Origin of the sequence: Cupriavidus neocaledonicus, from assembly GCF_000372525.1 — a bacterium.
Taxonomy (GTDB): domain Bacteria; phylum Pseudomonadota; class Gammaproteobacteria; order Burkholderiales; family Burkholderiaceae; genus Cupriavidus; species Cupriavidus neocaledonicus.
Genome location: NZ_AQUR01000080.1, coordinates 19,457 through 44,698 on the forward strand (window position 1 = coordinate 19,457; position 25,242 = coordinate 44,698).

26 protein-coding genes are annotated in these 25,242 nt (G+C 68.8%); 15 read left to right on the forward strand and 11 right to left on the reverse strand.

The window, feature by feature from the left end; translation table 11 throughout:
* Positions 1–33 precede the first annotated feature (33 nt).
* The gene (locus A3AG_RS0106525; protein ID WP_018004644.1) at positions 34–969 is read right to left on the reverse strand and encodes a LysR family transcriptional regulator; all 936 of its coding nucleotides are present in this window, start codon (positions 967–969) and stop codon (positions 34–36) included.
* A 93-nt stretch (positions 970–1,062) separates the two neighbouring features.
* Here A3AG_RS0106525 and A3AG_RS0106530 point away from each other — a divergent pair, with 93 nt between their 5' ends.
* Positions 1,063–1,617: a DMT family transporter gene (locus A3AG_RS0106530; RefSeq protein WP_026163999.1), complete on the forward strand. Its 555-nt coding sequence runs from the start codon at positions 1,063–1,065 to the stop codon at positions 1,615–1,617.
* Here the strand turns inward: A3AG_RS0106530 and A3AG_RS33230 are convergent.
* Positions 1,566–1,820, reverse strand: a complete 255-nt coding sequence (locus A3AG_RS33230; protein WP_018004646.1) for a cysteine-rich CWC family protein — start codon at positions 1,818–1,820, stop codon at positions 1,566–1,568. The genes A3AG_RS0106530 and A3AG_RS33230 overlap by 52 nt on opposite strands.
* A 376-nt stretch (positions 1,821–2,196) precedes the next feature.
* Here A3AG_RS33230 and argB point away from each other — a divergent pair, with 376 nt between their 5' ends.
* The 5 genes from argB to metW all read left to right on the forward strand — a co-directional run bounded on the left by argB (position 2,197) and on the right by metW (position 6,861).
* Positions 2,197–3,114 carry an acetylglutamate kinase gene (argB, locus tag A3AG_RS0106540; RefSeq protein WP_039008462.1) on the forward strand — a complete coding sequence of 306 codons (918 nt, stop codon included), beginning with the start codon at positions 2,197–2,199 and terminating at the stop codon, positions 3,112–3,114.
* A gap of 72 nt (positions 3,115–3,186) precedes the next feature.
* Positions 3,187–4,137 carry a pyrimidine 5'-nucleotidase gene (locus A3AG_RS0106545; RefSeq protein WP_026164000.1) on the forward strand — a complete coding sequence of 317 codons (951 nt, stop codon included), beginning with the start codon at positions 3,187–3,189 and terminating at the stop codon, positions 4,135–4,137.
* Positions 4,134–4,796, forward strand: coding sequence for a nucleoid occlusion factor SlmA (gene slmA, locus A3AG_RS0106550; protein WP_018004648.1), 663 nt, complete (start codon positions 4,134–4,136; stop codon positions 4,794–4,796). Before A3AG_RS0106545 ends, slmA begins: the two co-directional genes overlap by 4 nt.
* A 275-nt stretch (positions 4,797–5,071) precedes the next feature.
* Entirely contained in the window at positions 5,072–6,253 is a 1,182-nt protein-coding gene (gene metX / locus A3AG_RS0106555) for a homoserine O-succinyltransferase MetX (RefSeq protein ID WP_018004649.1), read from the forward strand.
* Entirely contained in the window at positions 6,250–6,861 is a 612-nt protein-coding gene (metW, locus tag A3AG_RS0106560) for a methionine biosynthesis protein MetW (protein WP_018004650.1), read from the forward strand. Before metX ends, metW begins: the two co-directional genes overlap by 4 nt.
* A 13-nt stretch (positions 6,862–6,874) precedes the next feature.
* Here the strand turns inward: metW and A3AG_RS0106565 are convergent, their stop codons facing one another.
* A complete protein-coding gene (locus tag A3AG_RS0106565; protein ID WP_018004651.1) occupies positions 6,875–7,303 on the reverse strand; it encodes a VOC family protein in 429 nt (142 codons plus the stop codon).
* A gap of 59 nt (positions 7,304–7,362) precedes the next feature.
* Between A3AG_RS0106565 and A3AG_RS0106570 the strand changes: the two genes are divergently transcribed.
* Positions 7,363–7,950, forward strand: coding sequence for a TetR/AcrR family transcriptional regulator (locus tag A3AG_RS0106570; protein ID WP_026164001.1), 588 nt, complete (start codon positions 7,363–7,365; stop codon positions 7,948–7,950).
* A gap of 21 nt (positions 7,951–7,971) precedes the next feature.
* Here A3AG_RS0106570 and A3AG_RS0106575 read toward each other — a convergent pair whose 3' ends face one another.
* On the reverse strand, positions 7,972–8,886 hold the full coding sequence (locus tag A3AG_RS0106575) for a LysR family transcriptional regulator (RefSeq protein ID WP_018004653.1): 915 nt from the start codon (positions 8,884–8,886) through the stop codon (positions 7,972–7,974).
* A 111-nt stretch (positions 8,887–8,997) separates the two neighbouring features.
* Between A3AG_RS0106575 and A3AG_RS0106580 the strand changes: the two genes are divergently transcribed.
* Both A3AG_RS0106580 and A3AG_RS0106585 read left to right on the forward strand, forming a co-directional pair.
* Positions 8,998–9,885: a DMT family transporter gene (locus A3AG_RS0106580; protein ID WP_018004654.1), complete on the forward strand. Its 888-nt coding sequence runs from the start codon at positions 8,998–9,000 to the stop codon at positions 9,883–9,885.
* A gap of 115 nt (positions 9,886–10,000) precedes the next feature.
* Positions 10,001–10,849 carry an acyl-CoA thioesterase gene (locus tag A3AG_RS0106585; RefSeq protein WP_018004655.1) on the forward strand — a complete coding sequence of 283 codons (849 nt, stop codon included), beginning with the start codon at positions 10,001–10,003 and terminating at the stop codon, positions 10,847–10,849.
* Positions 10,850–10,862: 13 nt separating this feature from the next.
* On the opposite strand, the gene A3AG_RS0106590 is transcribed toward A3AG_RS0106585, so the two are convergent.
* Complete coding sequence (locus A3AG_RS0106590) at positions 10,863–12,122, reverse strand: muropeptide transporter (RefSeq protein WP_018004656.1); 1,260 nt, start codon at positions 12,120–12,122, stop codon at positions 10,863–10,865.
* A 100-nt stretch (positions 12,123–12,222) separates the two neighbouring features.
* Here A3AG_RS0106590 and A3AG_RS0106595 point away from each other — a divergent pair, with 100 nt between their 5' ends.
* Positions 12,223–13,191 carry a M48 family metallopeptidase gene (locus A3AG_RS0106595; RefSeq protein WP_018004657.1) on the forward strand — a complete coding sequence of 323 codons (969 nt, stop codon included), beginning with the start codon at positions 12,223–12,225 and terminating at the stop codon, positions 13,189–13,191.
* Positions 13,192–13,284: 93 nt separating this feature from the next.
* Positions 13,285–15,351: a S8 family peptidase gene (locus A3AG_RS0106600; RefSeq protein WP_018004658.1), complete on the forward strand. Its 2,067-nt coding sequence runs from the start codon at positions 13,285–13,287 to the stop codon at positions 15,349–15,351.
* A gap of 68 nt (positions 15,352–15,419) precedes the next feature.
* Here the strand turns inward: A3AG_RS0106600 and argC are convergent, their stop codons facing one another.
* Entirely contained in the window at positions 15,420–16,367 is a 948-nt protein-coding gene (gene argC / locus A3AG_RS0106605; protein ID WP_018004659.1) for an N-acetyl-gamma-glutamyl-phosphate reductase, read from the reverse strand.
* 305 nt (positions 16,368–16,672) lie between these two features.
* On the opposite strand from argC, the gene A3AG_RS0106615 reads away from it, so the two are divergent.
* Positions 16,673–17,071, forward strand: coding sequence for a type II toxin-antitoxin system MqsA family antitoxin (locus A3AG_RS0106615; protein ID WP_026164002.1), 399 nt, complete (start codon positions 16,673–16,675; stop codon positions 17,069–17,071).
* A 21-nt stretch (positions 17,072–17,092) separates the two neighbouring features.
* Here A3AG_RS0106615 and A3AG_RS0106620 read toward each other — a convergent pair whose 3' ends face one another.
* Entirely contained in the window at positions 17,093–17,869 is a 777-nt protein-coding gene (locus A3AG_RS0106620; protein WP_018004662.1) for an exodeoxyribonuclease III, read from the reverse strand.
* A gap of 27 nt (positions 17,870–17,896) precedes the next feature.
* Between A3AG_RS0106620 and pyrE the strand changes: the two genes are divergently transcribed.
* Both pyrE and A3AG_RS0106630 read left to right on the forward strand, forming a co-directional pair.
* On the forward strand, positions 17,897–18,601 hold the full coding sequence (gene pyrE / locus A3AG_RS0106625; protein ID WP_018004663.1) for an orotate phosphoribosyltransferase: 705 nt from the start codon (positions 17,897–17,899) through the stop codon (positions 18,599–18,601).
* A 90-nt stretch (positions 18,602–18,691) separates the two neighbouring features.
* Entirely contained in the window at positions 18,692–19,999 is a 1,308-nt protein-coding gene (locus A3AG_RS0106630) for a patatin-like phospholipase family protein (RefSeq protein WP_018004664.1), read from the forward strand.
* 25 nt (positions 20,000–20,024) lie between these two features.
* Here the strand turns inward: A3AG_RS0106630 and A3AG_RS0106635 are convergent, their stop codons facing one another.
* The 4 genes from A3AG_RS0106635 to A3AG_RS0106650 form a co-directional block, all read right to left on the reverse strand.
* A complete protein-coding gene (locus A3AG_RS0106635; RefSeq protein ID WP_018004665.1) occupies positions 20,025–20,834 on the reverse strand; it encodes a polyphosphate kinase 2 family protein in 810 nt (269 codons plus the stop codon).
* Positions 20,835–20,929: 95 nt separating this feature from the next.
* Positions 20,930–21,796, reverse strand: a complete 867-nt coding sequence (dapF, locus tag A3AG_RS0106640) for a diaminopimelate epimerase (RefSeq protein WP_018004666.1) — start codon at positions 21,794–21,796, stop codon at positions 20,930–20,932.
* A gap of 52 nt (positions 21,797–21,848) precedes the next feature.
* Positions 21,849–22,742 carry a lipid A biosynthesis lauroyl acyltransferase gene (locus A3AG_RS0106645; protein WP_018004667.1) on the reverse strand — a complete coding sequence of 298 codons (894 nt, stop codon included), beginning with the start codon at positions 22,740–22,742 and terminating at the stop codon, positions 21,849–21,851.
* A complete protein-coding gene (locus tag A3AG_RS0106650; protein ID WP_018004668.1) occupies positions 22,739–23,653 on the reverse strand; it encodes a lysophospholipid acyltransferase family protein in 915 nt (304 codons plus the stop codon). The genes A3AG_RS0106645 and A3AG_RS0106650 overlap by 4 nt, the downstream gene beginning before the upstream one ends.
* Positions 23,654–23,931: 278 nt before the next feature.
* Between A3AG_RS0106650 and metK the strand changes: the two genes are divergently transcribed.
* On the forward strand, positions 23,932–25,095 hold the full coding sequence (metK, locus tag A3AG_RS0106655) for a methionine adenosyltransferase (RefSeq protein ID WP_026164004.1): 1,164 nt from the start codon (positions 23,932–23,934) through the stop codon (positions 25,093–25,095).
* The last annotated feature ends 147 nt before the right edge of the window (positions 25,096–25,242 follow it).

The following is a 25,242-nucleotide window of genomic DNA, read 5'->3' on the forward strand; positions in this document are numbered from 1 at the left end:
AACCAGCCGGGCCGGCCTGTCGGCGCCGAGCCGTCAGCCGCGCAGGCTGATCGGCTCGTCCGCTTCCGGGCTCGACGCCGCCGCCAGCACGCGCTCGCGCAGCCAGGCATGGGCGGGATCGGCCTCGGTGCGCTGGTGCCAGATCATGCTGAAGGTGAAGTCGTCCAGCGCGAACGGCGGCGCGAATACGGCGTAGCGCGGGTCGTCCTCGAGCGCGGCCAGGCTGCGCCGCGCGGTGGTCAGCACCAGGTTGGTCCCGGCGATCAGCGCCGGCGCCACGCTCCAGTGCGGCACCACGCAGGCGATCTTGCGCCGGCCCCCCAGTTTGGCCACGGCCGTGTCGATCGCATCCATGCGTTCGCTGTGCGTGGCGACCAGCACGTGCGAGCGCGCCAGGTAGGCCACCTGGTCGAGCCGGCCGGTATCGCGCACGGTGGCGGCATCCACCGCGCAGGCATAGCGCTCGCGGAACAGCTCGGCCGACTGCACGCCTTCGGGCTGGTGGCTGAACACCCCCAGCGCCATGTCGATCTCGCCGTCGGCCACCTGCGCGGTCATGCCCTCGCGGCTGGCCTGCGACACCACCAGGTCGATATTGGGCGCGGCCTTGCGCACCGCGCGCAGCAGCCGCGGCAGCACCACCAGCGCGCCGTAGTCGGACATCGCCAGGCGGAAGGTACGCCGCGCGGTGGCCGGCTGGAAGCCACTCGGCCCCAGCAGGATGCGCACCTGCGCCAGCGCCTCGGCGAGCGGCCCCGACAGCTCGTGCGCGCGCGCGCTCAGCACCAGCCCGCCCTTGCCGCGCACCAGGATCGGGTCATCGAGCAGCTGCCGCAGCCGCCCGAGCGCATGGCTGACCGCCGGCTGGCTCAGGTGCAGCCGCAGCGCGGCGCGGGAGATATGGCGCTCCGCCAGCAGCGCTTCCAGCACCACCAGCAGGTTGAGGTCGATTCCGCGTAGGCTATTCATTCGGCGAATATTAAACGTACGAAAGCAGAATTGGAAATTCGCAAAGCGATATTTCAAACTGCTGGCATCGCATCTTGCCCTATGGAGCGCGCCATGTCAGGCACCCAGCTGTCGTTTTCGATCCCGGCATCGCTGTGGCTGCCGCTGGGCACCGCCGTGCTGGCCGGTGCCGCGATCCCGTTCCAGGCCGGCGCCAACGCCACGCTCGGGCGCATGCTCGGTCACCCGCTGTCGGCTACGCTGGTGTCGCTGCTGGTCAGCCTGGTGGCGCTGCTGCCGGTGCTGTGGCTGATGCGGGTGCCGTTGCCGTCGCCGGCGGCACTGGCGCAGGCGCCGGCCTGGCTGTGGAGCGGCGGGGTGCTGGGGGTGTTCTATATCTCGGCCGCGCTGATCATGGCGCCCAGGCTGGGCGCGGCCGGCTTCATTGCCGCGGTGGTGGCCGGGCAGGTGCTGGCCGCGCTGCTGGTGGACCAGTTCGGCCTGGCCGGGTTTGCGGTGCGTGCGCTGACACCGGCGCGACTGGCGGGCGCCGCGCTGATCGTCGCGGGGATGCTGGCGATGCAGTGGGACAGCGGTGCGACGGCCGCGCCGGCGCGTCAGCCGGCCGCTGGATCGGGTACGGGATCGGGGCAGGAGTCCGGCGCCTGACCCGCCGGCTGACGCGCCGCCAGGCACGCCGGACACAGGCAGTGCTGGCCGGGCACGATCCGCCGCGCCGGCAGCAGCGGCTGGCTGGCGCACCAGCAGCTGGGCAGCCCGGCGACGTAGCCGCAGACAAAGCCGGCGCCGCAGCGGCTGCAATGTTCGACCGGGCGCAACTGCCCGGCCAGCACCGCGGTGGCGTCGCTCATGGCCGCCTCCGTGGGGCTGGCGGCAGGGACAGGGTCCGGTCGGGCAAGCGGCAGATGGCTGCGGACATGATGGCAAGTGCAAGGATTCGGGAACACTGCGCCGCGACGCAGGCCAAACGGCTGAGACGGCGGGCCGGGAAGCCGCGCGCTTGTTGCATCGACGGAACGCGCCGGTGCCCCGCAGGCCGCTTGCGGCCGCTTCGCCGTGCCCGGTTGGGCCGGCACGCTTTCGCCCCGCGCGGTTTCTTGTAAAATCGGCGCCTGCCGTGGCCGGATGGCGCACTTTCGGGCGATCCCCGGGGGCGGTGCGTCCGGCTTCCCCCCGGGGACGCGGCGGCTTAGCCATCATACCTGTTGATTCTCACGGATGTCCCCCATGAACGCCGACAACCCTGGGCCTGCCGCGACCGCGGTGGCCGCCATCGCTCCCGCACTGAAGGCCGAGATCCTCGCCGAGGCGCTGCCGTATATCCGCAAGTTCCACGGCAAGACCATCGTGGTCAAGTACGGCGGCAATGCCATGACCGAAGAGAAGCTCAAGCACGGCTTCGCGCGCGACGTGATCCTGCTCAAGCTGGTTGGCATGAATCCGGTGGTGGTGCACGGCGGCGGCCCGCAGATCGACGAGGCGCTGAAGAAGGTCGGCAAGGTCGGCACCTTCGTGCAGGGCATGCGCGTCACCGACGAAGAGACCATGGAAGTGGTCGAATGGGTGCTGGGCGGTGAAGTCCAGCAGGACATCGTGATGCTGATCAACCAGTACGGCGGCCAGGCCGTCGGCCTGACCGGCAAGGACGGCGGCCTGATCCGCGCCAAGCGCCTGCAGATGCCCGACCGCGAGAACCCGGGCGCGTTCATCGACATCGGCTATGTCGGCGACATCGAGGCGATCAACCCGGCGGTAGTCAAGGCGCTGCAGGACGACGCCTTCATCCCGGTGATCTCGCCGATCGGCTTCTCCGACGACGGCCAGGCCTACAACATCAACGCCGACGTGGTCGCCGGCAAGATGGCCGAGATTCTCAAGGCCGAGAAGCTGGTGATGATGACCAATATCCCGGGCGTGATGGACAAGAAGGGCAACCTGCTGACCGACCTGTCCGCGCGCGAGATCGAGGAGCTGTTCGCCGACGGCACCATCTCGGGCGGCATGCTGCCGAAGATTTCGTCGGCGCTGGACGCGGCCAAGAGCGGCGTGCATTCGGTACACATCATCGACGGCCGCATCGAGCATTCGCTGCTGCTGGAAATCCTGACCGAGCAGGCCTTCGGCACCATGATCCGCTCGCACTGAGCGGAGCCCCGGAGCGGCGCCGGCCCCGGCCGGCCGCTCCGGCATATCCCACCACCCTCCGAGTTGCCCGGCGTGCCTTCCAGTCTTCCCCCACCGCGCCGTGTCCGCGCTCGCCTCCGCCGCCGCCCCGCGGGCGATACCTCGGGCGGCACGGTCTGGCTGTTCGACCTCGACAACACGCTGCACGACGCCTCGCACGCGATCTTTCCGGCGATCAACCGGCAGATGACCGCGTACGTGGCGCGCGTGCTCGGCTGCGACGAGGCCACCGCCAGCCGCGTGCGCGTGGACTACTGGCAGCGCTACGGCGCCACGCTGCTCGGCATGATCCGCCACCACGGCGTCGACCCGGCGGATTTCCTGCGCGCCGCGCATGAGTTCCCGGCGCTGGCCGAGATGGTGCGGGTCCGGCGCGGCCTGGCCGCGCAGCTGCGGCGCCTGCCCGGGCGCAAGATCCTGGTCACCAACGCGCCGCAGGACTATGCGCGCGCGGTGCTGGAGATCGCCGGCATCCGCCATTGCTTCGAGCGCGTGGTGGCGATCGAGCAGATGTGGGTGCACGGCCACCTGCGGCCCAAGCCGGACCGCCGCATGCTGCGCCGGCTGCTGGCGCAGGCGGGCATCGCGCCGCATCGCGCGGTGCTGGTGGAGGACACCGTGTCGCATCTGAAGCGCTACGCCGGCACCGGCATTCGCACCGCGTGGGTGACGGGCTACCTGCGCACGGTCGCGCCCTCGCGCCCGCACCTGGTGCCCACCGCGCCCGCTGCCGGACATGACGACGGCAGCCGGCGCGACGCCGCGGTACGCTCGACGCTTGAGGCCGAGGACCGCCGCCGTGCCGGCCATGCCGTGCAGGAGCGCTCGGTGACGCTGGTGGCCGCCGAGACCCAGGCGCCGCAGGCGCAGCCCGACAACGTGCCGCGCGTGCGCGCCCGCGTGCCGAACCGGCCGGCCTATGTGGACATAAAAGTACAATCGATGCATCAACTCCAACGACGAATGCGGAGAACCGGGTCATGACGCAAAGCAACGGGCGCGAACCAGAGGCGGTCATCGCGGGCAGCGAGCCGGACGCCGACCAGCAGCCGGCGGCGCCGGCGCGCAAGCGTCCGCGCCCCGGCGAGCGCCGCGTGCAGATCCTGCAGACGCTGGCGACCATGCTGGAGCACCCGCGCGGGGAGAAGATCACCACCGCGGCGCTGGCCGCGCGCCTGAGCGTGTCCGAGGCCGCGCTGTACCGGCATTTCGCCAGCAAGGCGCAGATGTACGAGGGGCTGATCGGCTTTATCGAGCAGACCGTGTTCGGCCTGATCAACCAGATCACCGACAAGGAAGAGCACGGCCTGCGCCAGGCGCACGCGATCGTGCGCATGCTGCTGTCGTTCGCGGAAAAGAATCCGGGCATGACGCGCGTGCTGACCGGCGAGGCGCTGGTGGGCGAGCACGAACGCCTGCAGGAGCGCATCAACCAGGTGGTGGACCGCATCGAGGCTTCGCTGCGCCAGTGCCTGAAGGTGGCGGTGACCCAGGCCGCGTTCCCGGCGGAGGCCGATGTTCCCGCGCGCGCCGCGCTGATCATGGCGGCGGTGCAAGGACAGTGGCATCGGTATGCCAAGAGCGGTTTCCGCAAGTCGCCGTCGGACCATGCCGAGGCGCATCTGCGCGTGCTGCTGGCCTGAATGCAACCTGCCGGGCCGATTGCTCTATAATTGCCCGGTCGCGCCGATTTGATGACTGGCTTGCGGGCGCGCGGCGGCCACGGACCTAGCTCCGGGGCCCGCCACTATAAATGCGGCTAAAGAGGTTGGGTCGGCGCCCCATGCCACCACGGCAGTGGATGGCGCCGGCACGCGGAATCCCGCAGGGAATCCAGCGAATCCCGACTTGGCTGCGACGCTTGATACGCAAATGCCGGTCGGGTTTTTTTATGCCCGTTCACCACGGGCCGGATTCCATGACTGATGTCGCCCTGCCGACCGCCGCGCCTGCCGCGTTCGACCTGCCGCCCGATTCGGTCGGCGTGGTCGCGCCGCAGCGCATGCACTTTGCCGAGCCGCTGAAGCTGCGCAACGGCTCGTCCATCGCCGGCTACGACCTGATGGTCGAGACCTACGGCACGCTCAACGCGGACCGCTCCAATGCGGTGCTGGTCTGCCACGCGCTGAACGCCTCGCATCATGTCGCCGGCGTCTATGCCGACGCCCCGCGCGACGTGGGCTGGTGGGACAACATGGTCGGTCCGGGCAAGCCGCTCGACACCAACCGCTTCTTCGTCATCGGCATCAACAACCTGGGCTCGTGCTTCGGCTCGACCGGGCCGATGAGCCTGAACCCGGCCACCGGCGCCCCCTATGGCGCGGCCTTTCCGGTGGTCACGGTGGAAGACTGGGTCAATGCGCAGGCGCGCGTGGCCGACGCCTTCGGCATCACGCAATTTGCCGCGGTGATGGGTGGCAGCCTGGGCGGCATGCAGGCGGTGGCCTGGAGCCTGATGTACCCGGAGCGCCTGCGCCACTGCATCGTGATCGCGTCCACGCCCAAGCTGTCGGCGCAGAACATCGCCTTCAACGAAGTGGCGCGTAGCGCGATCCTGTCGGACCCCGACTTCCACGGCGGCAACTACTACGCGCACGGCGTCAAGCCCAAGCGCGGGCTGCGCGTGGCGCGCATGATCGGCCATATCACCTACCTGTCGGACGAGGACATGGCCGAGAAATTCGGCCGCGAGCTCAAGAGCGAGGACATCCGCTTCTCGTTCGACGTCGAGTTCCAGGTGGAAAGCTACCTGCGCTACCAGGGCGACAAGTTCGCCGAGTACTTCGACGCCAACACCTACCTGCTGATCACGCGCGCGCTCGACTACTTCGACCCCGCGCTCGCCCACGGCGGCGACCTGACGCGTGCCATGGCGCAGACCAAGGCCAGCTTCCTGGTGGCCAGCTTTGGCACCGACTGGCGTTTCGCGCCGAGCCGCAGCCGTGAACTGGTCAAGGCGCTGCTGGACAACAAGCGCCCGGTCTCGTACGCCGAGATCGACGCGCCGCACGGCCACGATGCCTTCCTGCTCGACGACCCGCGCTATCACAACCTGATGCGCGCCTACTACGACCGCATCGCGGAGGAGATCGGCGCATGAACGCCCTGGCCAATCCCAATATCCTGGCGCTGCGCCCCGACTTCCGCGCGATCGCGCGCTGGATCGAACCCAACTCCACCGTGCTCGACCTGGGCTGCGGCGATGGCAGCCTGCTGCGCGTGCTGCAGGACGAGCTCGCGGTGCAGGCCTACGGCATCGAGATTCGCGACGAAGGCGTGCTGGCCTGCGCGCAGAAGGGCGTTCATGTCATCCAGCAAAACCTGGAGGGCGGGCTGGCGCTGTTCGAGGACAAGAGCTTCGACACGGTAATCCTGTCGCAGACGCTGCAGACCATCCACAACACCGCGCAGGTGCTGCGCGACACGCTGCGGGTAGGGCGCGAGTGCATCGTCTCGTTCCCCAACTTCGGCTACTGGCCGCACCGGCTGTCGGTGTTCCGCGGCCGCATGCCGGTATCGGAATCGCTGCCTTACCAGTGGTACAACACCCCCAACGTGCGCGTGCTGACCATCAGCGACTTCGAGGCGCTGGCGCCCAAGGTCGGCCTGCGCGTGATCGACCGCGTGGTGATGCACGAGGGCGTGACCGTCAGCTGGGGCGTCAACTGGCGCGGCAGCCTGGCGGTGTACCGGGTCTGCGCCGCCTGAGCCGGTGCGCCGCCTAGGCCGGCAGCGCGCCGGCCTGGTACTGCGCCGCGAACTCCGCCGATGGCGGAATCGGCTTGATGATGTCGATCAGCACGCCGTTGGGGTCGGCGGTGATGAAGTGCCTCTGGCCGAAGGCTTCGTCGCGCAGCGGCTGCAGGATCGGCAGCCCGGCCGCGCGCAGCCGCTCATGGACCGCATCCGGGTCTTCCACCTCGAAATTCAGCAGCAAGCCCTGAGCGCGCTGGCCGCGGGCCGGGGCGGGGATGGTCTCGTGGCTGCCGTCGAGCACGGCGAGGTTGACCGTTGGCTGGTCTGTCAGTTGCAGGTGCACGTACCAGTCGCTGGCGAACAGGGCCGTGAAGCCGAAATGCTGCTGGTAGAACGCAGCCGTCCCGGCCACGTCGGCGGTCATCACGACCGGGTAATAGCTGGTGACTCTCATGCCGGGCTCCTTAAGATACATACAGCCTGTATGTAAATCGATATTAAGATACAGGCTGCATGTTTGCAAGGAACCCGAACGTGGCCCGCACCCATCGTGAACGTACCGAAGCCACCCGCCAGGCCCTGGCGGAGGCGGCGCGCACCCTGTTCGTCAGCCGCGGCTACGCCGAGACCTCGACCCCCGACGTCTGCGCAGCCGCCGGCATCACGCGCGGCGCGCTGTACCACCACTTCGCCGACAAGCGCGACCTGTTCCGCCATGTGCTGGCGCGAGAAGCCGCGGCCGTCGCCGCCGACATCGAAGCCGCCACGCCGCCAGGGCAGGACCCTGCCGAGGCGCTGCTGAGCGGGGCGCAAGCCTATCTGCAGGCGATGACGGTGCCCGGCCGCACCCGCCTGCTGCTGGTGGATGGGCCGGCGGTGCTGGGATTGCGCGAGATGCTGGCCCTCGACGAGGCCCACGCCGCCCGCACCCTGCGCGAGGGGCTGGAGGCAGCGGGCGTGGCCGCAAACGGCGTGGCGCCGATGCTGTCGGCGGCGTTCGACCGCGCCGCGCTGGAGATCGAGGCCGGTGCCGACGCCGGCAGCGTGCGCGAGGCGATGCTGTGGCTGCTGCGGCGGGTGCTGGGGCAGGCCGGGGGCTAAGCCCTGCCACCCGGCGAATTCTCAACGCGGCGCATCGCCGGCGCTCGCAGCCAGGTGGTCGACAAAGGCCCGCACCTTGGGCGGGACATGGCGCGTCGGCGTGTACACCGCGTACGCCGTGCCGATGTAGGGCTCGAGGATGTCCCAGTCCCCCAGCACGGTAACGACGCGCCCCCGTTCCAGCGCATCACCCAGCGAGAAATCCGGCACCAGCCCGATGCCGGCATCGCGCTCGACCATGCTCATGATCGCCAGGCTGTTGTTCAGCGTCAGCCGCGGCGGGATGCGGACCTCCACCTTGTCGCCGCCCGCCTGGCGGCGCAGGGTCCAGCGCTCGCCGAAATTGCCATAGCCGAGATACAGGCAGCGCGCGGCCGGCAGGTCGGCCGGCGTAGCCGGCGCGCCATGGCGGTCCAGGTAACCGGGCGAGGCCACCAGCCGGTAGCGGACCTCGCGCAGCGGCCGCGCCGCCAGGCCGGGGGCCAGTTCGCGGGCGATGCGCACGGCCACGTCCAGCCCTTCTTCGACCAGGTCGACCATGCGGTCGGCCAGCGTCAGCTGCAGGTCCAGTCCCGGATGCTTCGCCAGCAACGACGGCAGCCGCGGCGCCAGCCAGGCTTGCCCGAACGACACCGGCGCGCTCACGCGCAGCACGCCGTGCGGCGCGCCGCCGTGTTCGCCGGCAAGCGCGGTGACCTCGCGCGCGGCGGCGGTCATGCGCGCGCAGGCGGCGTAGACCGACTGGCCCAGCTCGGTCAGCGCGAACGCGCGCGTGGTCCGCTGCAGCAGGCTCGCGCCGAGCCGGGCCTCGAGCCGGGAGACATGGCGGCTGACCGCCGACGGCGTCATGCCCAGGTCTTGCGCGGCGGCCGAGAAGCTGCCGCACTCGACCACGCGCGCGAACACCGCCATCGCATTGAGTGGCGCATCCAGCATGCCGATTCTCCTCGTTTTGACTTGTAGTCAAATACTAATTGAGTCCTGGCTGCATTGTTGACTTGCGCGACGAATGAAACAATGCGGCCATTCGCTTGACCGGAGTTCCTCATGCCTTCGCAACAACCCCAGCCGGGCGGTGCCTGGCGCATGGCCGCCGCCATGGTGCTGTCCGGCACCATCGGCTGGTTCGTGGTGACCAGCGGCCAGCCGCCGCTCGATGTGGTGTTTTTCCGCTGCCTGTTCGGCGGCGCCGCGCTGCTGGGCGTGCTGACCTTGCAGCGTGGCTGGGTGCGCATGTCCCGCGCCCAGGCCGGCTGGCTGGTACTGGGCGGCGTCACACTGGTGCTCAACTGGCTGGCGCTGTTCTCGGCGTACGCGTACAGCGGCATTGCCATCGCCACGGTGGTCTACCACACCCAGCCGTTCTTCCTGCTGCTGCTGACCTCGGTGCTGCAGCGCGAGCCGTTTCCGTTCGCGCGGCTGCCGTGGCTGGTGCTGGCCTTCGCCGGCGTCATGCTGATCACCGGGCTGGAGCACGGCGCCGGCGGCGCGTCGATGCTGGCCGGGATCGGCCTGGGCCTGCTCGCGGCGCTGCTGTACGCCGTGACCACGCTGGCCACGCGGCGGCTGCAGGCCATCCCGCCGGGCCAGATCGCCGGGCTGCAGATGGTGCTGGGCGTGCTGATGCTGGCGCCGCTGGCGCATCCGGCGGCGGGCAGCTATGGCGGTGGCACCTGGGCCGCGCTGCTGGCGCTCGGGCTGGTGCATACCGGCGTGATGTACACGCTGCTGTATGGCGCGTTCCAGCGGCTGTCGGTGGTGTCGATCGCCACGCTGTCATTCATCTACCCGCTGGTGGCGATCGTCCTCGACGTGATGGTGTTCGGCGTGGTACTGGGGCCGCTGCAGGTGGCCGGCATGGCGCTGGTGCTGCTCGGCGTGGTCGCCAACCAGCTGGGCTGGACGCTGCGGTTGCCGCGGCGGGCGCAGGGATGAAGCGGGCGGGCGCGGGCCGGCGGACAGCCGCGCTTGACCGGAATGCTGACTACGGTTAGTGTAGGCAGCTAAGCGAACGATCGTTCTATTCCAACGAGACCAGCCTGCTTCCGTTATGTCCACTGCGCCACAGATCCACGCCGCCGCTGCCGACAGCCAGCGCCATCCCTTCGACGACGCGCTGGCGCTGGTGCCGGCCGGCGAACACCGCTTCCAGGGCCGCACCACGCCGGCGTACTGGAACATGATCGGGCCGTTCGGGGGCATCACGGCCGCCACGCTGCTGCAGGCGGCGCTGGACCATCCGCAGCGCCTGGGCGAGCCGGTCTCGCTGACCGTCAACTTTGCCGGCCCGATCGCCGAGGGCCCGTTCGAGATCGAGGCGCGGCCGGTCCGCACCAACCGCTCGACCCAGCACTGGACCCTGGAACTGCGCCAGGGCGATGCCGTGGCCACCACCGCCACCGCGATGTTCGCGTTGCGGCGCGATACCTGGGCCTGCGGCGAAGCGGTGATGCCGCAGGTGCCGGCCGCCGACACGCTGCCGCGCATGGGCGGCTTCGCGCCGGTGCGCTGGCTCAAGGCTTACGACATGCGGCCCGTGCGCGGCGCCAAGCCAAGCGCGGAGGCCGGCACCGAGCACCCCGACAGCCTGACCCAGTTCTGGCTGCGCGACGCGCCGGCGCGCACGCCGGACTTTGCCGCGGTGGCGGCGTGGGCCGACAGCTTCTACCCGCGCATCTTCCTCAAGCGCGCGGGCTTCGTGCCGGCCGGGACGGTGTCGATGACCACGTATTTCCACGCCGACGCGGCCACGCTGGCGGCGCTCGGCGACAGCCATGTGCTGGCCAGCGCGCAGGCGCAGGTGTTCCGGAAAGGCTTCTTCGACCAGCGCGCGCAGCTGTGGAGCGCCGCGGGCGAGCTGATCGCCAGCTCGCACCAGATCGTCTACTACAAGGAATAGGCTGGCCGGCGGCTCAGGCCACCGCTTCGCGCGCCTGGGCCTCGTAGCGGTGCACGGTGTGGCGCATCGCCCAGAGCAGCATCACGCCGGGCAGCGCCACCACCACGGTGCCGAGATAGAACGGCGCCCAGCCCCAGGCCTCGACCATATAGCCGGAGGTGGGGCCCACATAGACCCGGCCCACCGACGCCAGCGCCGACAGCAGCGCGTACTGCGTGGCCGAGAACGAGCGGTTGCACAGCGTCATCAGCAGCGCGACGAAGGCCGCCGTGCCCATGCCGCCGCACAGGTTCTCGACCGCGATGGTCGCGCCCATGGTCCACAGGTGCGGCGGGGTCACCGCCAGGATCCAGTAGCCCAGGTTCGACACCGCCTGCAGCACGCCGAACAGCATCAGCGAGCGGTACAGGCCCAGCCGCACCATCAGCGTGCCGCCGAACAGCGCGCCGACGATGGTCGCGGCCAGCCCCAGGGTCTTGTTGACGATGCCGACCTCGCCCGCCGAGAAGCCGGCGCCGCGGATCAGGAAGGTGGTCGACAGGCTGCCGGCAAAGGCGTCGCCGAGCTTGTACAGCACGATCAGCAACAGCAGCCACCAGGCCCCGGGGCGCGCGAAGAAGTCGCGCAGCGGGCCCACCACCGCCTCTTCCAGCGAGCGCGGCGCGCGCGCGGGCACATCGGGCTCCGGCGCCCACAGCAGCGTCAGGATGCCCACGCCCATCAGCGCCGCCATCAGCAGGTAGGTCTGTTGCCAGCCCAGCACGCGGTCCGCCAGCCACAGCGCCAGGCCGCCCGAGACCAGCATCGCCAGCCGGTAGCCCAGCACCTTGACCGCCGCGCCGGCGCCGCGCTCGGCCGGGCGCAGCACATCGGTGCTGTAGGCATCGAAGACAATGTCCTGCGACGCCGACAGGAAGGCCACCAGCGTGGCCAGCGCCGCCAGCATCCACAGCGCCTGCTGCGGCGGGCAGAACGCCATGCCGGCGATGCCCAGCACCAGCCCGACCTGGGTCAGCAGCAGCCAGCCGCGCCGGCGCCCCATCAGCGGCGGGGTGTAGCGGTCCATCAGCGGCGCCCACAGGAACTTGAAGATATAGGCCTGGCCCACCAGCGAGAAAAAGCCGATGGTCTTGATGTCCAGCCCTTCGACCGTCATCCACGCCTGCAGGGTGCCGGAGGTCAGCGCCAGCGGCAGGCCCGAGGCAAAGCCCAGCATCAGCATGGCGCCGATGCGGCGGTTGCGGAAGATATCGAGATAGGTCTGGAAATTCATTGGATGGGGCCGCCGTGTGCCGCCCGCGCGGCTGCGCGGGCGCCGTGTATTATTGCACCACCTGTTTGCCCGCTCTCCGATCGCGCCCAAGGAATCGCCCATGCTTCACCGCCTGCAAGGTGTTCAGCGTCCCTCCCGACTGCGGCTGGCCCGCGCGCTGGCGCTGGCCGCGGCCGTGCTGCCGCTCGGCTGGAGCGTGCCGGCGCCGGCGCAGCCGCAGGACGGCGCTGCCGGCGGCATCCGGCTGAACCCGGGCGGCTCGGCGGTGCGCAACATCGTGCCGGCCGAGGTGATCGAGCAGCAGGCGGTGCAGGAGTACGAGCAGCTCAAGCAGGAGGCCATCGCCAAGCGCGCGCTGGCGCCCGACAACCACCCGCAGCTGGTGCGCCTGCGCGCCATCGGCAAGCGGCTGCTGCCGCAGACCGCGCGCTGGAACGAGCGCGCGCGGCAGTGGCAGTGGGAAATCAACCTGATCGGCTCGAAGCAGGTCAATGCCTTCTGCATGCCGGGCGGCAAGATCGCGGTCTATACCGGGCTGCTCGACCAGCTCAAACTGACCGACGACGAAGTCGCCATGGTGATGGGGCACGAGATCGCGCACGCGCTGCAGGAGCATGCGCGCGAGCGCGCCGCCAAGTCCGAGATCACCAACCTGGGCGCCAACGTGATCTCGCAGCTGTTCGGCTTCGGCAACCTCGGCAATATGGCGCTGGGCACCGGCGCGCACCTGCTGACGCTGCGCTTTTCGCGCTCGGACGAGTCCGAGGCCGACCTGATCGGCATGGATGTGGCCGCGCGCGCCGGCTACGACCCGCGCGCGGCGGTGTCGCTGTGGCAGAAGATGGGCAAGGTCTCGCAGTCCGGCGCCGAGTTCCTGTCGACCCATCCCTCCGGGCGCAGCCGCATCGCCGACCTGGAAAAGCACTTGCCCGAGGTGCTGCCGCTGTATGCGCGCGCGATCCACACCACGGTCGACAAGCTGCCGCCGTACCGCCCCAATGTAACGGGTCTGGGCGATGCGCCGGTGGATGCCGGCGACGAGGACCGGCAAAAGCCGCTGAAGCGCTGACCGGCGCCGCGGCGATCCGCGCCGCCCGTCATGGTACGCCGGGCAGTGCCCGCGAGCCTCGGAGGACAATGCGACAACCGCAGGGGGACCCGCATGAGCCTGAACCGCATGAGCCCGTCGGAACAGCGGGCCGCGTATCTGCTGATCTTCGCCGGCTGCGAGGCCGAGCCCGACCGCTTCACCAGCGACCTGCCGGTCAGCTCCGAAGTCTGGCTGCTGTATGCGTCCGGCGAATCGTTCGAGGTGCCGCGCGGCCTGCTGCTGACGCCGCACCACGGCGCCGGCATTGCCGCGCTGCGCGCCGCGGTGCTGCGGCGCCTGCCCGGGCTGGCCGGGCCGGCAAGCGAGCAGGCCGGCCAGCGCTTTCTCGCCGCCAATGAGTCGCACCTGCTGGCGCAGATCGATTTCTTCGACATGCTGCGCCTGCTGCCGCTCACCCCCTGGTGGCAGCGCGAGGTGCGCGCGCCGATGGCCGGCATCAAGTGGACGCCCGCCGCGCGCAGGGCGCTGGCGCTGAGCCTCACCGGCGATGCGCTGGTGCGCTGGCTGGGCGAGTCGGTGCTGGCCCATGTCGGCAGCGAGGCGGCGCTGGCGCGCTTCAAGGACATCGGCTACACCGCGGCGCGTACCCGCTTCGGCGGCCTCGCCGCGCCGGCCGGGCAGGCGCTGGGGCGACTGGTCAATGTCGCCGCGCAGTATGTCGCGCTGACGTTGCTGGGGCTGCGCGACGACAGCTTCCCGCCCGGCGGCCTGACGCGGCGCGTCACGCAGTCCAGCCGCCAGGTGCTGGAGACGCTGTGGGACTGCCTGCGCGAGGATCATGCGGAGTCAGCCACGCCGACAGCCGGCATGGCTGCCGGCGAGGTCGCCGCCGCCACCGCCATCGCGCCGCTATGGCGCATCTCCGTCAACCGGCCGGCCGAGCACGCCGTGTTCGCCTCACGCAAGACCGTCAAGGCCGATGCGGCTATCCGCGTGTTCGATACCGGCGGGCAAGGCGTGCGCTGGGCGGTGATCGATTCCGGCATCGATGCGCGCCATCCGGCCTTCTTCGATCCGCTCAAGCTGGACGGGCCGCTGCCGGTGCGCGACGGGCTGATCGCGCCGCTCCTGTCGCGCGTGGTCAGGACGCTGGATTTCACCCGGCTGTCGGCGATCACCAGCGGCCGCCTGCCGCCCATGCCCAAGGGCAAGCGCGGCCCCGGCGAGGCGGAACTGCGCCAGCGCATCGCCGCGATCGCCGAGGACCTGGCGCATGGCCGTATCATCGACTGGTCGGTGATCGAGCCGCTGCTCGAAATCAGCCATGATGACCCCGCGCAGTACGTGGTGCCCGGCGGCAGCCACGGCACCCACGTGGCGGGCATCATCGGCGCCGGCTGGCCGGCGTCGGCCTACCTGGCGCGGCCGGACCCGCTGCCGTTGCCCCCCGAGCTGGCAGAAGCCGGCGAGGTCAGCGGCATCTGTCCGCGCATCGAACTGCTCGACCTGCGCATTTTCGACGCGCAGGGCAGGGGCGACGAGTTCGGCATCCTGGGCGCGCTGCAGTACGTGCGCTGGCTCAACCAGAGCCGCGACCGGCAGTCGGTGCACGGCATCAACCTGAGCGTGGCGCTGCGCCACGACGTGCGCAGCTACGCCTGCGGCAGCACGCCGGTGTGCGTCGAATGCGACCGGCTGGTGGCCAGCGGCGTGATCGTGGTGGCTGCGGCCGGCAACTACGGCTACGACGAGGCGTTCGCCGCCGAACACATGGGCGCCGGCTTCCGTGGCCAGACCATCACCGATCCCGGCAATGCGCGCGCCGTGATCACGGTGGGCGCGACCCACCGGACCGATCCCTACCGCTTCGGCATCTCCTATTTTTCCAGCCATGGCCCCACCGGCGATGGCCGCATCAAGCCCGACCTGGTCGCGCCGGGGGAGAAGATCACCTCGACCGTGCCCGGCGGCACGCTGGCGTCGATGGATGGCACCAGCATGGCGGCACCCCATGTGTCCGGGGTCGCGGCGCTGCTGCTGTCGCGCAACAATGAACTGATGGGCCAGCCCGAGACCGTCAAGACCATCCTGTGCGGCGCCGCCACCGACCTGGGACGCGAGCGCGCCTTCCAGGGGGCGGGGCTGGTCGACGCGCTGCGCGCGCTGCAGCGCGTCTAGGGCGCGGCGGCAACGTGCAATAAAAAAGCCGGCAGTGCCGGCTTTTTTATGTGCGGGAACGGCAGGCCTCAGGCGCGCAGTCCGCTGGCCTCGTCGGCACCCACATGCACGTTCATGCATTGGACCGCGGCGCCGGCCGCGCCCTTGCCCAGGTTGTCCAGGCGCGCCACCAGGTTCAGGCGCTCGGCGTTGCCGAACACGAACAGGTCGACGCGGTTGGTGTCGTTGTTGGCCTGCACGTCGAAGAAACCGCCGTCGAGGTTGTCGGCGCTGTTGTACGGCATCACGCGCACGAACTGCTCGCCTTCATAGTGCCGGCGATAGATCTCGACGATCTGCTCGGGGCTGACCTTGCGCGCCAGGCGCTCGGCGAACACCGGCACCGTCACCGCCAGGCCCTTCAGGAAATTGCCGACGATGGGGTTGAAGATCGGCGCCTGCGCCAGTCCGGCCTGCACGCGCATTTCCGGCAGGTGCTTGTGCTCCAGGCCCAGTGCGTAAGGGCGCGGGCTGTTCAGCTTCGGGTTACCGCCGGCTTCGAACTCGGCAATCATCGACTTGCCGCCGCCGCTATAGCCGGTCAGCGAGAACGCAGACAGCGGGTAGTCGGCCGGCAGCACGCCGGCATCCACCAGCGGGCGCACCGCCAGCACGAAGGCGCTGGCGTGGCAGCCCGGCACCGCGATGCGCTTGCTGGCGCGGATCTTGTCGCGCTGGCCGCGCGCCAGTTCGGGCAGGCCGTAGGCCCAGTTGTCGGCGGTGCGGAACGCCGTGCTGGCGTCGATCACGCAGGTGTCCGGGTTGGTCACCAGCGACACCGCCTCGCGCGAGGCCACGTCGGGCAGGCACAGGAAGGCGACGTCGGCGGCGTTCAGGAAGCGTGCTCGTTCGGCCGGGTCCTTGCGCTTGTCTTCGGCAATGCGCAGCAGTTCCACGTCGGCACGACCGGAAAGATAGTCAAGCAGCCGGAGACCGGTGGTGCCTTCCTGACCATCGACGAACACTTTGAAAACCATGGCTGACTCGCTCTTTGAAATGCGGGAATGCGAAACCTCTCCTGCCGGGCGCAGGGGCGAACCCGCATTGTAGCGGGGATGGGGGCCTGTCGCAGGGGTTTGTACCCATTGGAGTCCTGCGAATTGGCACGGTTCGCAGCTTGCGGGATTTAACCTAGTAGGTTAGTTTAGATGGAGAAGGGGACGGCGCATTACAAACTGCGGCATGTGAAGGCCCTGTTGCTCGCGGGCAAGATGGAGATGACGTTTGCGGCGTATTCGCATCCAAGGTAACAACACCCAGGCGAACAGCCGGAGGAGGCAAGATGAAGTGTCCCGAGTGCGGTGGCGCGGAACTGGTGGCGGGAATGCGCGACATGCCCTACACGTACCGCGGTGAAACCACGGTGATCCCGAATGTATCCGGGCAATGGTGCCCCAAGTGTGGCGAGGGCGTGCTGCCCCGTGACAGCGACTGGGTGAGCGAGGCAATGCTCGCCTTCAACCGGCAAGTCAATGCCGCCCTCGTCGATCCGGCCTATATCATCCAAGTCCGCAAGAAGCTCCGCCTGGACCAGCGCGAAGCCGCCGAGATCTTTGGCGGAGGCGTGAATGCGTTCTCGCGGTACGAGACCGGGCGGACCAAGCCGCCACTTGCGCTGGTGAAGCTGCTGCGGCTGCTGGACCGCCACCCGGAACTGCTGGAGGAAATCCGGGCAGCCTGAATCGGCCTGATCATCCCGTTGTCAGAGCGGAAAGTTATAGTCGATCGACAGCGGCGCGTGGTCGCTGAATTTCTCGTCCTTGTAGATCGAGCACAGCTGCGCGGTGTCGGCGATCTTCGGCGTGGCGAGGTGGTAGTCGATGCGCCAGCCCACGTTTTTCGCATAGGCCTGGCCGCGGTTGCTCCACCACGTGTACTGCTCCGGCCGCGGGTCCAGCTTGCGGAACACGTCGACATAGCCGTGCACGTCGAACAGCTCGCCGATCCAGGCGCGCTCTTCCGGCAGGAAGCCCGAGTTCTTCAGGTTGCCCTTCCAGTTCTTGATGTCGATCTCCTTGTGCGCGATGTTGACGTCACCGCACAGCACGATCTCGCGCCCGCTGGCCTTGAGCTGCAGCAGGTGCGGCAGGAAGGCTTCCATGAAGCGGAACTTGGCCAGCTGGCGCTCCTCGCCGCTCGAGCCGGACGGCACGTACACCGAAATCACCGCCAGGTGCGGGTACTGCACTTCAACATAGCGGCCTTCGCTGTCGAACTCGGCATTGCCGAAGCCGGTGATGACCCGCTCGGGCTTGTGGCGCGTGTAGAGCCCGACGCCGCTGTAGCCCTTCTTTTCGGCGTAATGGAAATAACCGTGGTACCCGTGTGGCGCCAAAAACGCTTCCGTCATGTCGGCGGCCTGTGCCTTCAGTTCCTGCACACAGACCATGTCTGCGTCCTGCTTGCCCATCCAGTCGAAAAAGCCCTTCTTCGAGGCGGAGCGGATGCCGTTGAGGTTGGCGCTGATAATCCGTAACATTCGGGGAAATTTTGAATTCAGAGAGAAATGATGACGCAGCAGAATCCGGCCGCCGCGGGTGCAGATCACGCGGGCAATGACCTCAGCCAGACCTTTATCCGCTTCGCGCTCGACGCAGGCGTGCTGTCGTTCGGCGAATTCGTCACCAAGGCCGGCCGCAAGTCGCCTTACTTCTTCAATGCCGGCCTGTTCAACCAGGGCGGGATGCTGGGCCAGGTGGCGCAATTCTATGCGAAAACCCTGCTGGCCTCGGGCGTGCAGTTCGACGTGCTGTTCGGGCCGGCGTACAAGGGCATCACCCTGGCGTCGGCGACGGCGGTGGCGCTGGCCGGCATGGGACGTGATGTCGGCTTCGCGTACAACCGCAAGGAAGCCAAGGATCACGGCGAAGGCGGCACGCTGGTCGGGGCGAAGCTGCAGGGCAAGGTGGTCATCATCGACGACGTGATCTCCGCCGGCACCTCGGTGCGGGAGTCGGTGAACCTGATCCGCGCGGCCGGCGCCGAGCCCGCCGCGGTGCTGATCGCGCTGGACCGCATGGAAAAGAGCGGCACCGCCGAGCAGGTCGGCACCCATTCTGCGGTGCAGGACGTGCAGCGCGAATTCGGCATCCCGGTGATCGCCATCGCCAGCCTGAAGGACCTGCTGGCCTATCTCGATGCCTCGCAGGACCCCGCGCTGGGCGCGTCGCGCGCGGCCGTGGCGGCCTATCGTCAGCGCTACGGCGTCTGAAACCGTTGAAGAGACCGGGCGCTGGCAGCCAGCGCCCGGAGCGTGGCCGGTAGGCACACGGCTGACTTTCAGACCGGGAGGGAGCGCGGCGTGGCGGCAAAGGAGCGGCAGGAAGGGGCAGTGCGGCAGGCGGCAACGCCGTCCCCAACGGCGGAGTCCGCCGGCAACGGCGAGTCGCTGGCCGAACGCGGCGCCCAGGTGCGGCCGCGCAAGCCGGTGCGCCAGGCCGCCAAGGCCCCCGACCGGCCCGCGCACGAGGCCTACGCCGTGCGCGCATTGGTGCTGCAGGGCGGCGGCGCGCTCGGCGCCTACCAGGCCGGCGTGTACCAGGGCCTGGCCGATGGCGGCATCTTCCCCAACTGGGTCGCCGGCATTTCGATCGGCGCCTTGAACGCGGCCATCATCGCCGGCAATCCGCCGCAGCGCCGGGTCGAGCAGTTGCGGGCGTTCTGGGAGCACATCTGCGCGCAGCCATGGCTGCCCAGCCTGTCCTACACCTGGTTTGCCGATGAAGCGGCAAGCTGGCCCGAGCCGATGCGGATCTGGTTCGACGGCCTGCACGCGGCGCGCGCCATGCTGGAGGGCCAGCGCGGCTTCTTCCAGCCGCGCAGCTTGCCGGCGCTGATGTCGCGCTATTCGGATCCGACCCATGCCAGCTTCTACGACACCAAGCCGCTCAAGGCCACGCTGGAGCGCTTTGCCGACTTCGACCTGATCAACCATCGCCCCGACCTGATGCGGGTCTCGGTGGGCGCGGTCAATGTCCGCACCGGCAACTTCGCCTACTTCGACAATACCCGCGACAAGCTCTGCGCCGAACATTTCATGGCCTCGGGCGCGCTGCCGCCCGGGTTTCCGGCGGTGGAGATCGATGGCGAATACTACTGGGACGGCGGGCTGGTCTCGAACACGCCGCTGGCCGAGGTGCTGACCGCGCAGCCGCGCCGGGACGCGCTGATCTTCCAGGTCGACCTGTGGAGCGCGCGCGGCAAGCTGCCGCACGACCTGATCGACGTGGCCGAGCGCCAGAAGGACATCCAGTATTCCAGCCGCACGCGGGCCATCACCGACTATATGCGCGAGCAGCAGAACCTGCGCCGCATGCTCAACGAAGTGATGGCGCTGGTGCCGCAGTCAAAGCGCGACAATGACTGGTACCGCCGCGCGGCCGAGCAGTCGTGCGATGCGCGCCGCAACGTGATCCAGTTGATCTACCGCGACAAGTCGTTCGAGAACCTGGCCAAGGACTACCAGTTCGGCCCGCTGACCATGCACGAGCACTGGACCAGCGGGCTGGAGGATATCCGCCAGACGCTGCGCCATCCGCAATGGCTGGCCATGCCCAGCCGCGAGCAGCCGTTCGTCACGCACGACGTGCATCGCGGCAACGGCGGCTGAACGCGCCTGGCGCGGGGCGCCGGACTCAGTCGATGCGGATGCCGGCCAGTTCCGGACGCCCCGGCGGATAAGCCGGCTTCAGGTCCGCGAAGACCTTGGTCATGATCTCGGCCACCATCAGGTTGCGATGGGTCTTGGAGTCGGCGGGCACCACGTACCAGGGGCACTCGGGCGTGCTGGTCGCCATGATGGCGGCCTCGTAGGCATCCATGTAGGCGCTCCAGTGCTTGCGCTCGGCCAGGTCCTGGGTATCGAACTTCCAGTGCTTCTCGGGGTCCGCCAGGCGCGCCTCGAGCCGCGACTTCTGCTCGTCGCGCGAAATATGCAGGAAGCACTTGATGATGGTGGTGCCGGTCTCGGTCAGCATCGACTCGAATTCGCGGATCTGGCGGTAGCGCCGTTCGCATTCGGCGGCGTCGATCCAGTCGTGCACGCGCGTGATCAGCACGTCTTCGTAGTGGCTGCGGTTGAACACCACGATCTCGCCCGACTTCGGCACCTGCAGGTGGATGCGCCACAGGAAATCGCGCGCCAGTTCCTCGGGTGACGGCGCCTTGAAGCCCACCACGCGGATGCCCAGCGGATCGAAGCTGCGGAACACGCCGCGCACGGTGCCGTCCTTGCCGCTGGTGTCCATGCCCTGCAGCACCACCAGCAGCTTGCGGCGGTGCTCGGCATAGAAGATGTCCTGCTGCGCGTCGAGCGCGTTGCTCAGCTCGATGATGCGGGCCAGGTCTTCCTCTTTCTTGCCGCACGACAGCGGCTTGCTGCCCGGCTCGAAGTCGGCAAGGCGGAATCGCTTGCCCGAGGTGATGCGGAAATCGTCCAGCGGCATGGGCGCTCCATTCGCGATGATCTGCGGGATCAGGGAATCGGGCGCCCCGGGACGGTGCTGCCGGGAGGGGAAAAAAAGGGGCGCGGCCCCTATGGTCAGGCCGGCAGGGCCGCCAGGTCAATGCTGCCTTCGAATACGGTGGTGGCCGGGCCGGTCATGCGCACCGGCGCGGCGCCGCCGTCCCAGGCAATGGTCAGCTCGCCGCCATGGGTGTGAACCCGCACCGGCGAATCCAGCAGGTCACGCCGGATGCCGGCCACCACCGCCGCGCAGGCGCCGGTGCCGCAGGCCAGGGTCTCGCCGGCGCCGCGCTCGTAGACGCGCAGGCGGATGGCGTGGCGGTCCTCGACCTGCATGAAGCCGGCATTGACGCGGTTGGGGAAGGCCGGGTGGTGCTCGATCACCGGGCCGTCCTGCAGCACCGGGAAGTTCTCCACGTCTTCCACCACCTGCACCGCGTGCGGATTGCCCATCGACACCGCCGAGATCCATTCGGTGCGGCCGTTGACCTCGAGCCCGTACAGCGTGTCGGCGCCTTCGGCATGCGTGGGCAGGCCTTGCGCGCGGAACGGCACGCGCGCCGGTTCCAGTTCGGGCGCGCCCATGTCGACCGTGACCTGGCCATCGTCCTGCAGCGTCAGCGTGATCACGCCGTTCATCACCTCGACGCGCACCGAACGCTTGTCGGTCATGCCCTGCTCGGTGACGAAGCGCACGAAGCAGCGCGCGCCATTGCCGCAATGCTCGACCTCGCTGCCGTCGGCATTGACGATGCGGTAGCGGAAATCGACGTCGGGGCGCGTCGGCTTCTCGACGATCAGGATCTGGTCCGCGCCCACGCCGAAATGCCGGCTGGCGAGCGCGCGCCACTGGGCCGGGGTCAGGTCGATCTGCTGGTGGATGCCGTCGAGCACGACAAAGTCGTTGCCCGCGCCATGCATCTTGGTGAACTTGAGTTTCATGGTGGGGATTGTAGCGGCGCGGCGCCGGACGTGCCGGCGCGCTTGGTAGCGCTCAGTAAATCTCGGGCTCGCCCGGCAGGCGGTGCTTGAAGCGCTTGTGCACCCAATAATACTCAGGCACGCGCGGACGGATGCAGTCCTCGAAAAAGGCGTTCATGCGGCGCGTGTCGTCGGTCACGCTCGCGCCCGGGTAGTGCTCCCACGCCGGCAGCACGCGCAGCACGTAGCCCTGGTAGTCGGGCAGCATCTCGGTGTAGATCGGCACCACCCTGGCGCCGGTCAGGCGCGCCAGCCGCGAGACCGAGGTCAGCGTCAGCGCCTGCACGCCGAAGAACGGCACGAATTCCGAATCGCGCTCGCCGAAGTCCATGTCGGCGATCAGCTGCAGCGCCTCGCCCTTCTTCAGGCAGCGCAGGATGTCGCGCGCGCTGTCGTTGCGCGAGATCATGTTGGCACCAAAGCGCCCGCGCGCCTGCTTGAGGAAGCCGTCGAACAGCGCGTTCTTCTGCCTGGTATAGAGCGAGGCGCCGGACCGGCCGACATGCTCGCGCAGGTGGATGGTGAGCCGGATCGCGCCGGCTTCGACGCCCGAGAGGTGCAGCGTCACCAGGATATGCGGCGTGCCGTCGAGTTCGACCAGCCCGGCCTGGTCGTCGATCTGCACCCAGCGCCGCATCTGCGCCTCGCTGCCGGTCCAGAAGATGCCGCGCTCGGCAAAGCTGCGGAACAGCAGGCGGAAGCTCTGGCGCGACAGCGCGTCGATCTCGGCCTCGGTGCGGTCGGGGAAGCACAGGCGCAGGTTGGCCTGCACCACCTTGCGCCGCTCGCTGGGGATCCGGTACAGCAGGCTGCCCAGCGCCTCGCCGAAGCGCGCGACGAAGGGGTAGGGCAGTTTGCCCAGCACGGTCAGCAGGCCGATGCCGAGCCACGTGAACACACGGCTCATGAAATCGATCGATCAGTCGCCGGCTCGGAATCCGTGCCCTCGGGATCCGGCGTGTCCGGGGTGCCGGGAGTGCCCGCGCCGGCGGGTTGCTTGTAGCGGTTGTAGCCCCACAGGTATTGCGTCGGGCACAGGCGCACCAGTTCTTCGATGGTGCGGTTGATGACCGCGGCGGCGGCGGCCGGATCGTCCGGCAACATGCCGCCGTCCTCGACCACGCGCAGATGGCCGCGGTAGCCGGCGCCGCGCGGCAGCCGCTCGGCAAAGATGGCCACCACCGGCGCGCCGGTCAGTTGCTGCAGCCGGTGCACCAGCGCCATGGTGTAGGCGGGCTTGCCAAAGAACGGCGCCCAGTTGCCCTCGCCGCCGCTGGGCACCTGGTCGGGCAGTATGCCCACCGCCTGGCCGCGCTTGAGCGCTTTCACCAGCATGCGCACGCCGCGCGGCGTGGCCGGCGCCATATGCATGTTGGGCCGGGTGCGCATCTTCTCGATCCAGTCACGCAGCCACGGCTGGTGCGGCGGCTTGAACAGCGCCGTTACCGGGCGATGCAGGGCGTGCGATTGCGGCAGCACCTCGAAGCAGCCCAGGTGCGGCGTCAGGATGATGATGCCCTTGCCGCGCGCCTGCAGGGTAGCCAGCTCAGGCCACAGATGGTCGTCGAAGCCGTACAGCTTCGCGCCGATCCTGCGGCGGCTCCAGAAGTAGGGCATCTCGATGATCATGCGCCCGGCCGAGCGGGCGGCCTCGTCGATCATCGCCTCGGTGGCGTCGGGGAAGGCGAGCCGGAAGTTTTCCCGCAGGCGCTGGCCATAGCGGCCCGGCAGCCGTGCGATCAGCAGGCCCAGCGCGCCGCCCGCGGCCTGCAGCAGCCGCAGCGGAAAACGGGAGATCAGCCAGAATAAAAAAGTCATCAGGCGTGGAAAACGGGTCCAGGCAGGTCCGCCGCCGGGTCTGTGCCGGGATCAGACGGGCAGGCAGGCGTTGGTCCGGCATGCCGGCAAGGTGTTGTACCGCACCCCTGTGGCGCTGCAACGACGCCTGCAGGCGCGTATAATAGCGTGTATCGCCGAGTTAACTGACAACTTGCGGGGCGATGCGGCTCTAACCGGGCTGCCTGAAATACCGCTAAAGCGTCGCCGCCATGAACCGAACAGGCTGGCACGCAATAGCCAACCTGGAGAATAAGTTCGTGGCAAACGACTTCCTTTTTACTTCGGAATCCGTCTCCGAAGGCCATCCCGACAAGGTCGCCGACCAGATTTCCGACGCCGTCCTGGACGCTATCCTGGCGCAGGACAAGTATGCGCGTGTGGCAGCTGAGACGCTTTGCAACACCGGTCTGGTGGTGCTGGCCGGGGAAATCACCACGACCGCCAACGTCGATTACATCCAGATCGCGCGCGACACCATCAAGCGCATCGGGTACGACAACACCGACTACGGCATCGACTACAAGGGCTGCGCGGTGCTGGTCGCCTATGACAAGCAGTCGCCCGACATCGCCCAGGGCGTCGACCGCGCCTCGGACGATTACCTGAACCAGGGCGCCGGCGACCAGGGCCTGATGTTCGGCTACGCCTGCGACGAGACCCCGGAACTGATGCCGTTCCCGATCTACTACGCGCACCGCCTGGTCGAGCGCCAGTCGCTGCTGCGCCGGGACGGCCGCCTGCCCTGGCTGCGCCCGGACGCCAAGTCGCAGGTCACGGTGCGCTATGTCGACGGCAAGCCGCACAGCGTGGATACCGTGGTGCTGTCGACCCAGCATTCGCCCGACATCACCCAGGCGCAGATCCGCGAGGCCGTGATCGAGGAGATCATCAAGCCGGTGCTGCCGGCCGAGATGCTGAAGGAAACCAAGTACCTGGTGAATCCGACCGGGCGCTTCGTGATCGGTGGGCCGCAGGGCGACTGCGGCCTGACCGGGCGCAAGATCATCGTCGACACCTATGGCGGCGCCTCGCCGCACGGCGGCGGCGCGTTCTCGGGCAAGGACCCGTCCAAGGTCGACCGCTCGGCCGCCTACGCCGCGCGCTACGTGGCCAAGAACGTGGTGGCCGCGGGCCTGGCGCGGCAGTGCCAGGTGCAAGTCAGCTACGCCATCGGCGTGGCGCGGCCGATCAATGTGACGGTGTACACCGAAGGCACCGGCAAGATTCCGGACGCCAAGATCGCTGAGCTGGTGCAGGAGCATTTCGACCTGCGGCCGAAGGGCATCGTGCAGATGCTGGACCTGCTGCGGCCGATTTATGAGAAGACCGCTGCCTATGGGCACTTCGGGCGTGAAGAGCCGGAGTTCTCGTGGGAGGCTACGGATAAGGCGGCTGTGTTGCGGGCTGCAGCTGGGTTGTAAAGAGGTAGGGCCGGAGTCGCGGACTTTGGCGTGCCCCGCTGGCCTGGGAGGGTTGGTGGGGCTTTTTGTTTTTGGGGGTGGTTTATTGGTTGGTTGGGTGCTGTTGGTGACATGCTGTCGGCTGTTGGACTGCCTGGTTCCGCCCTG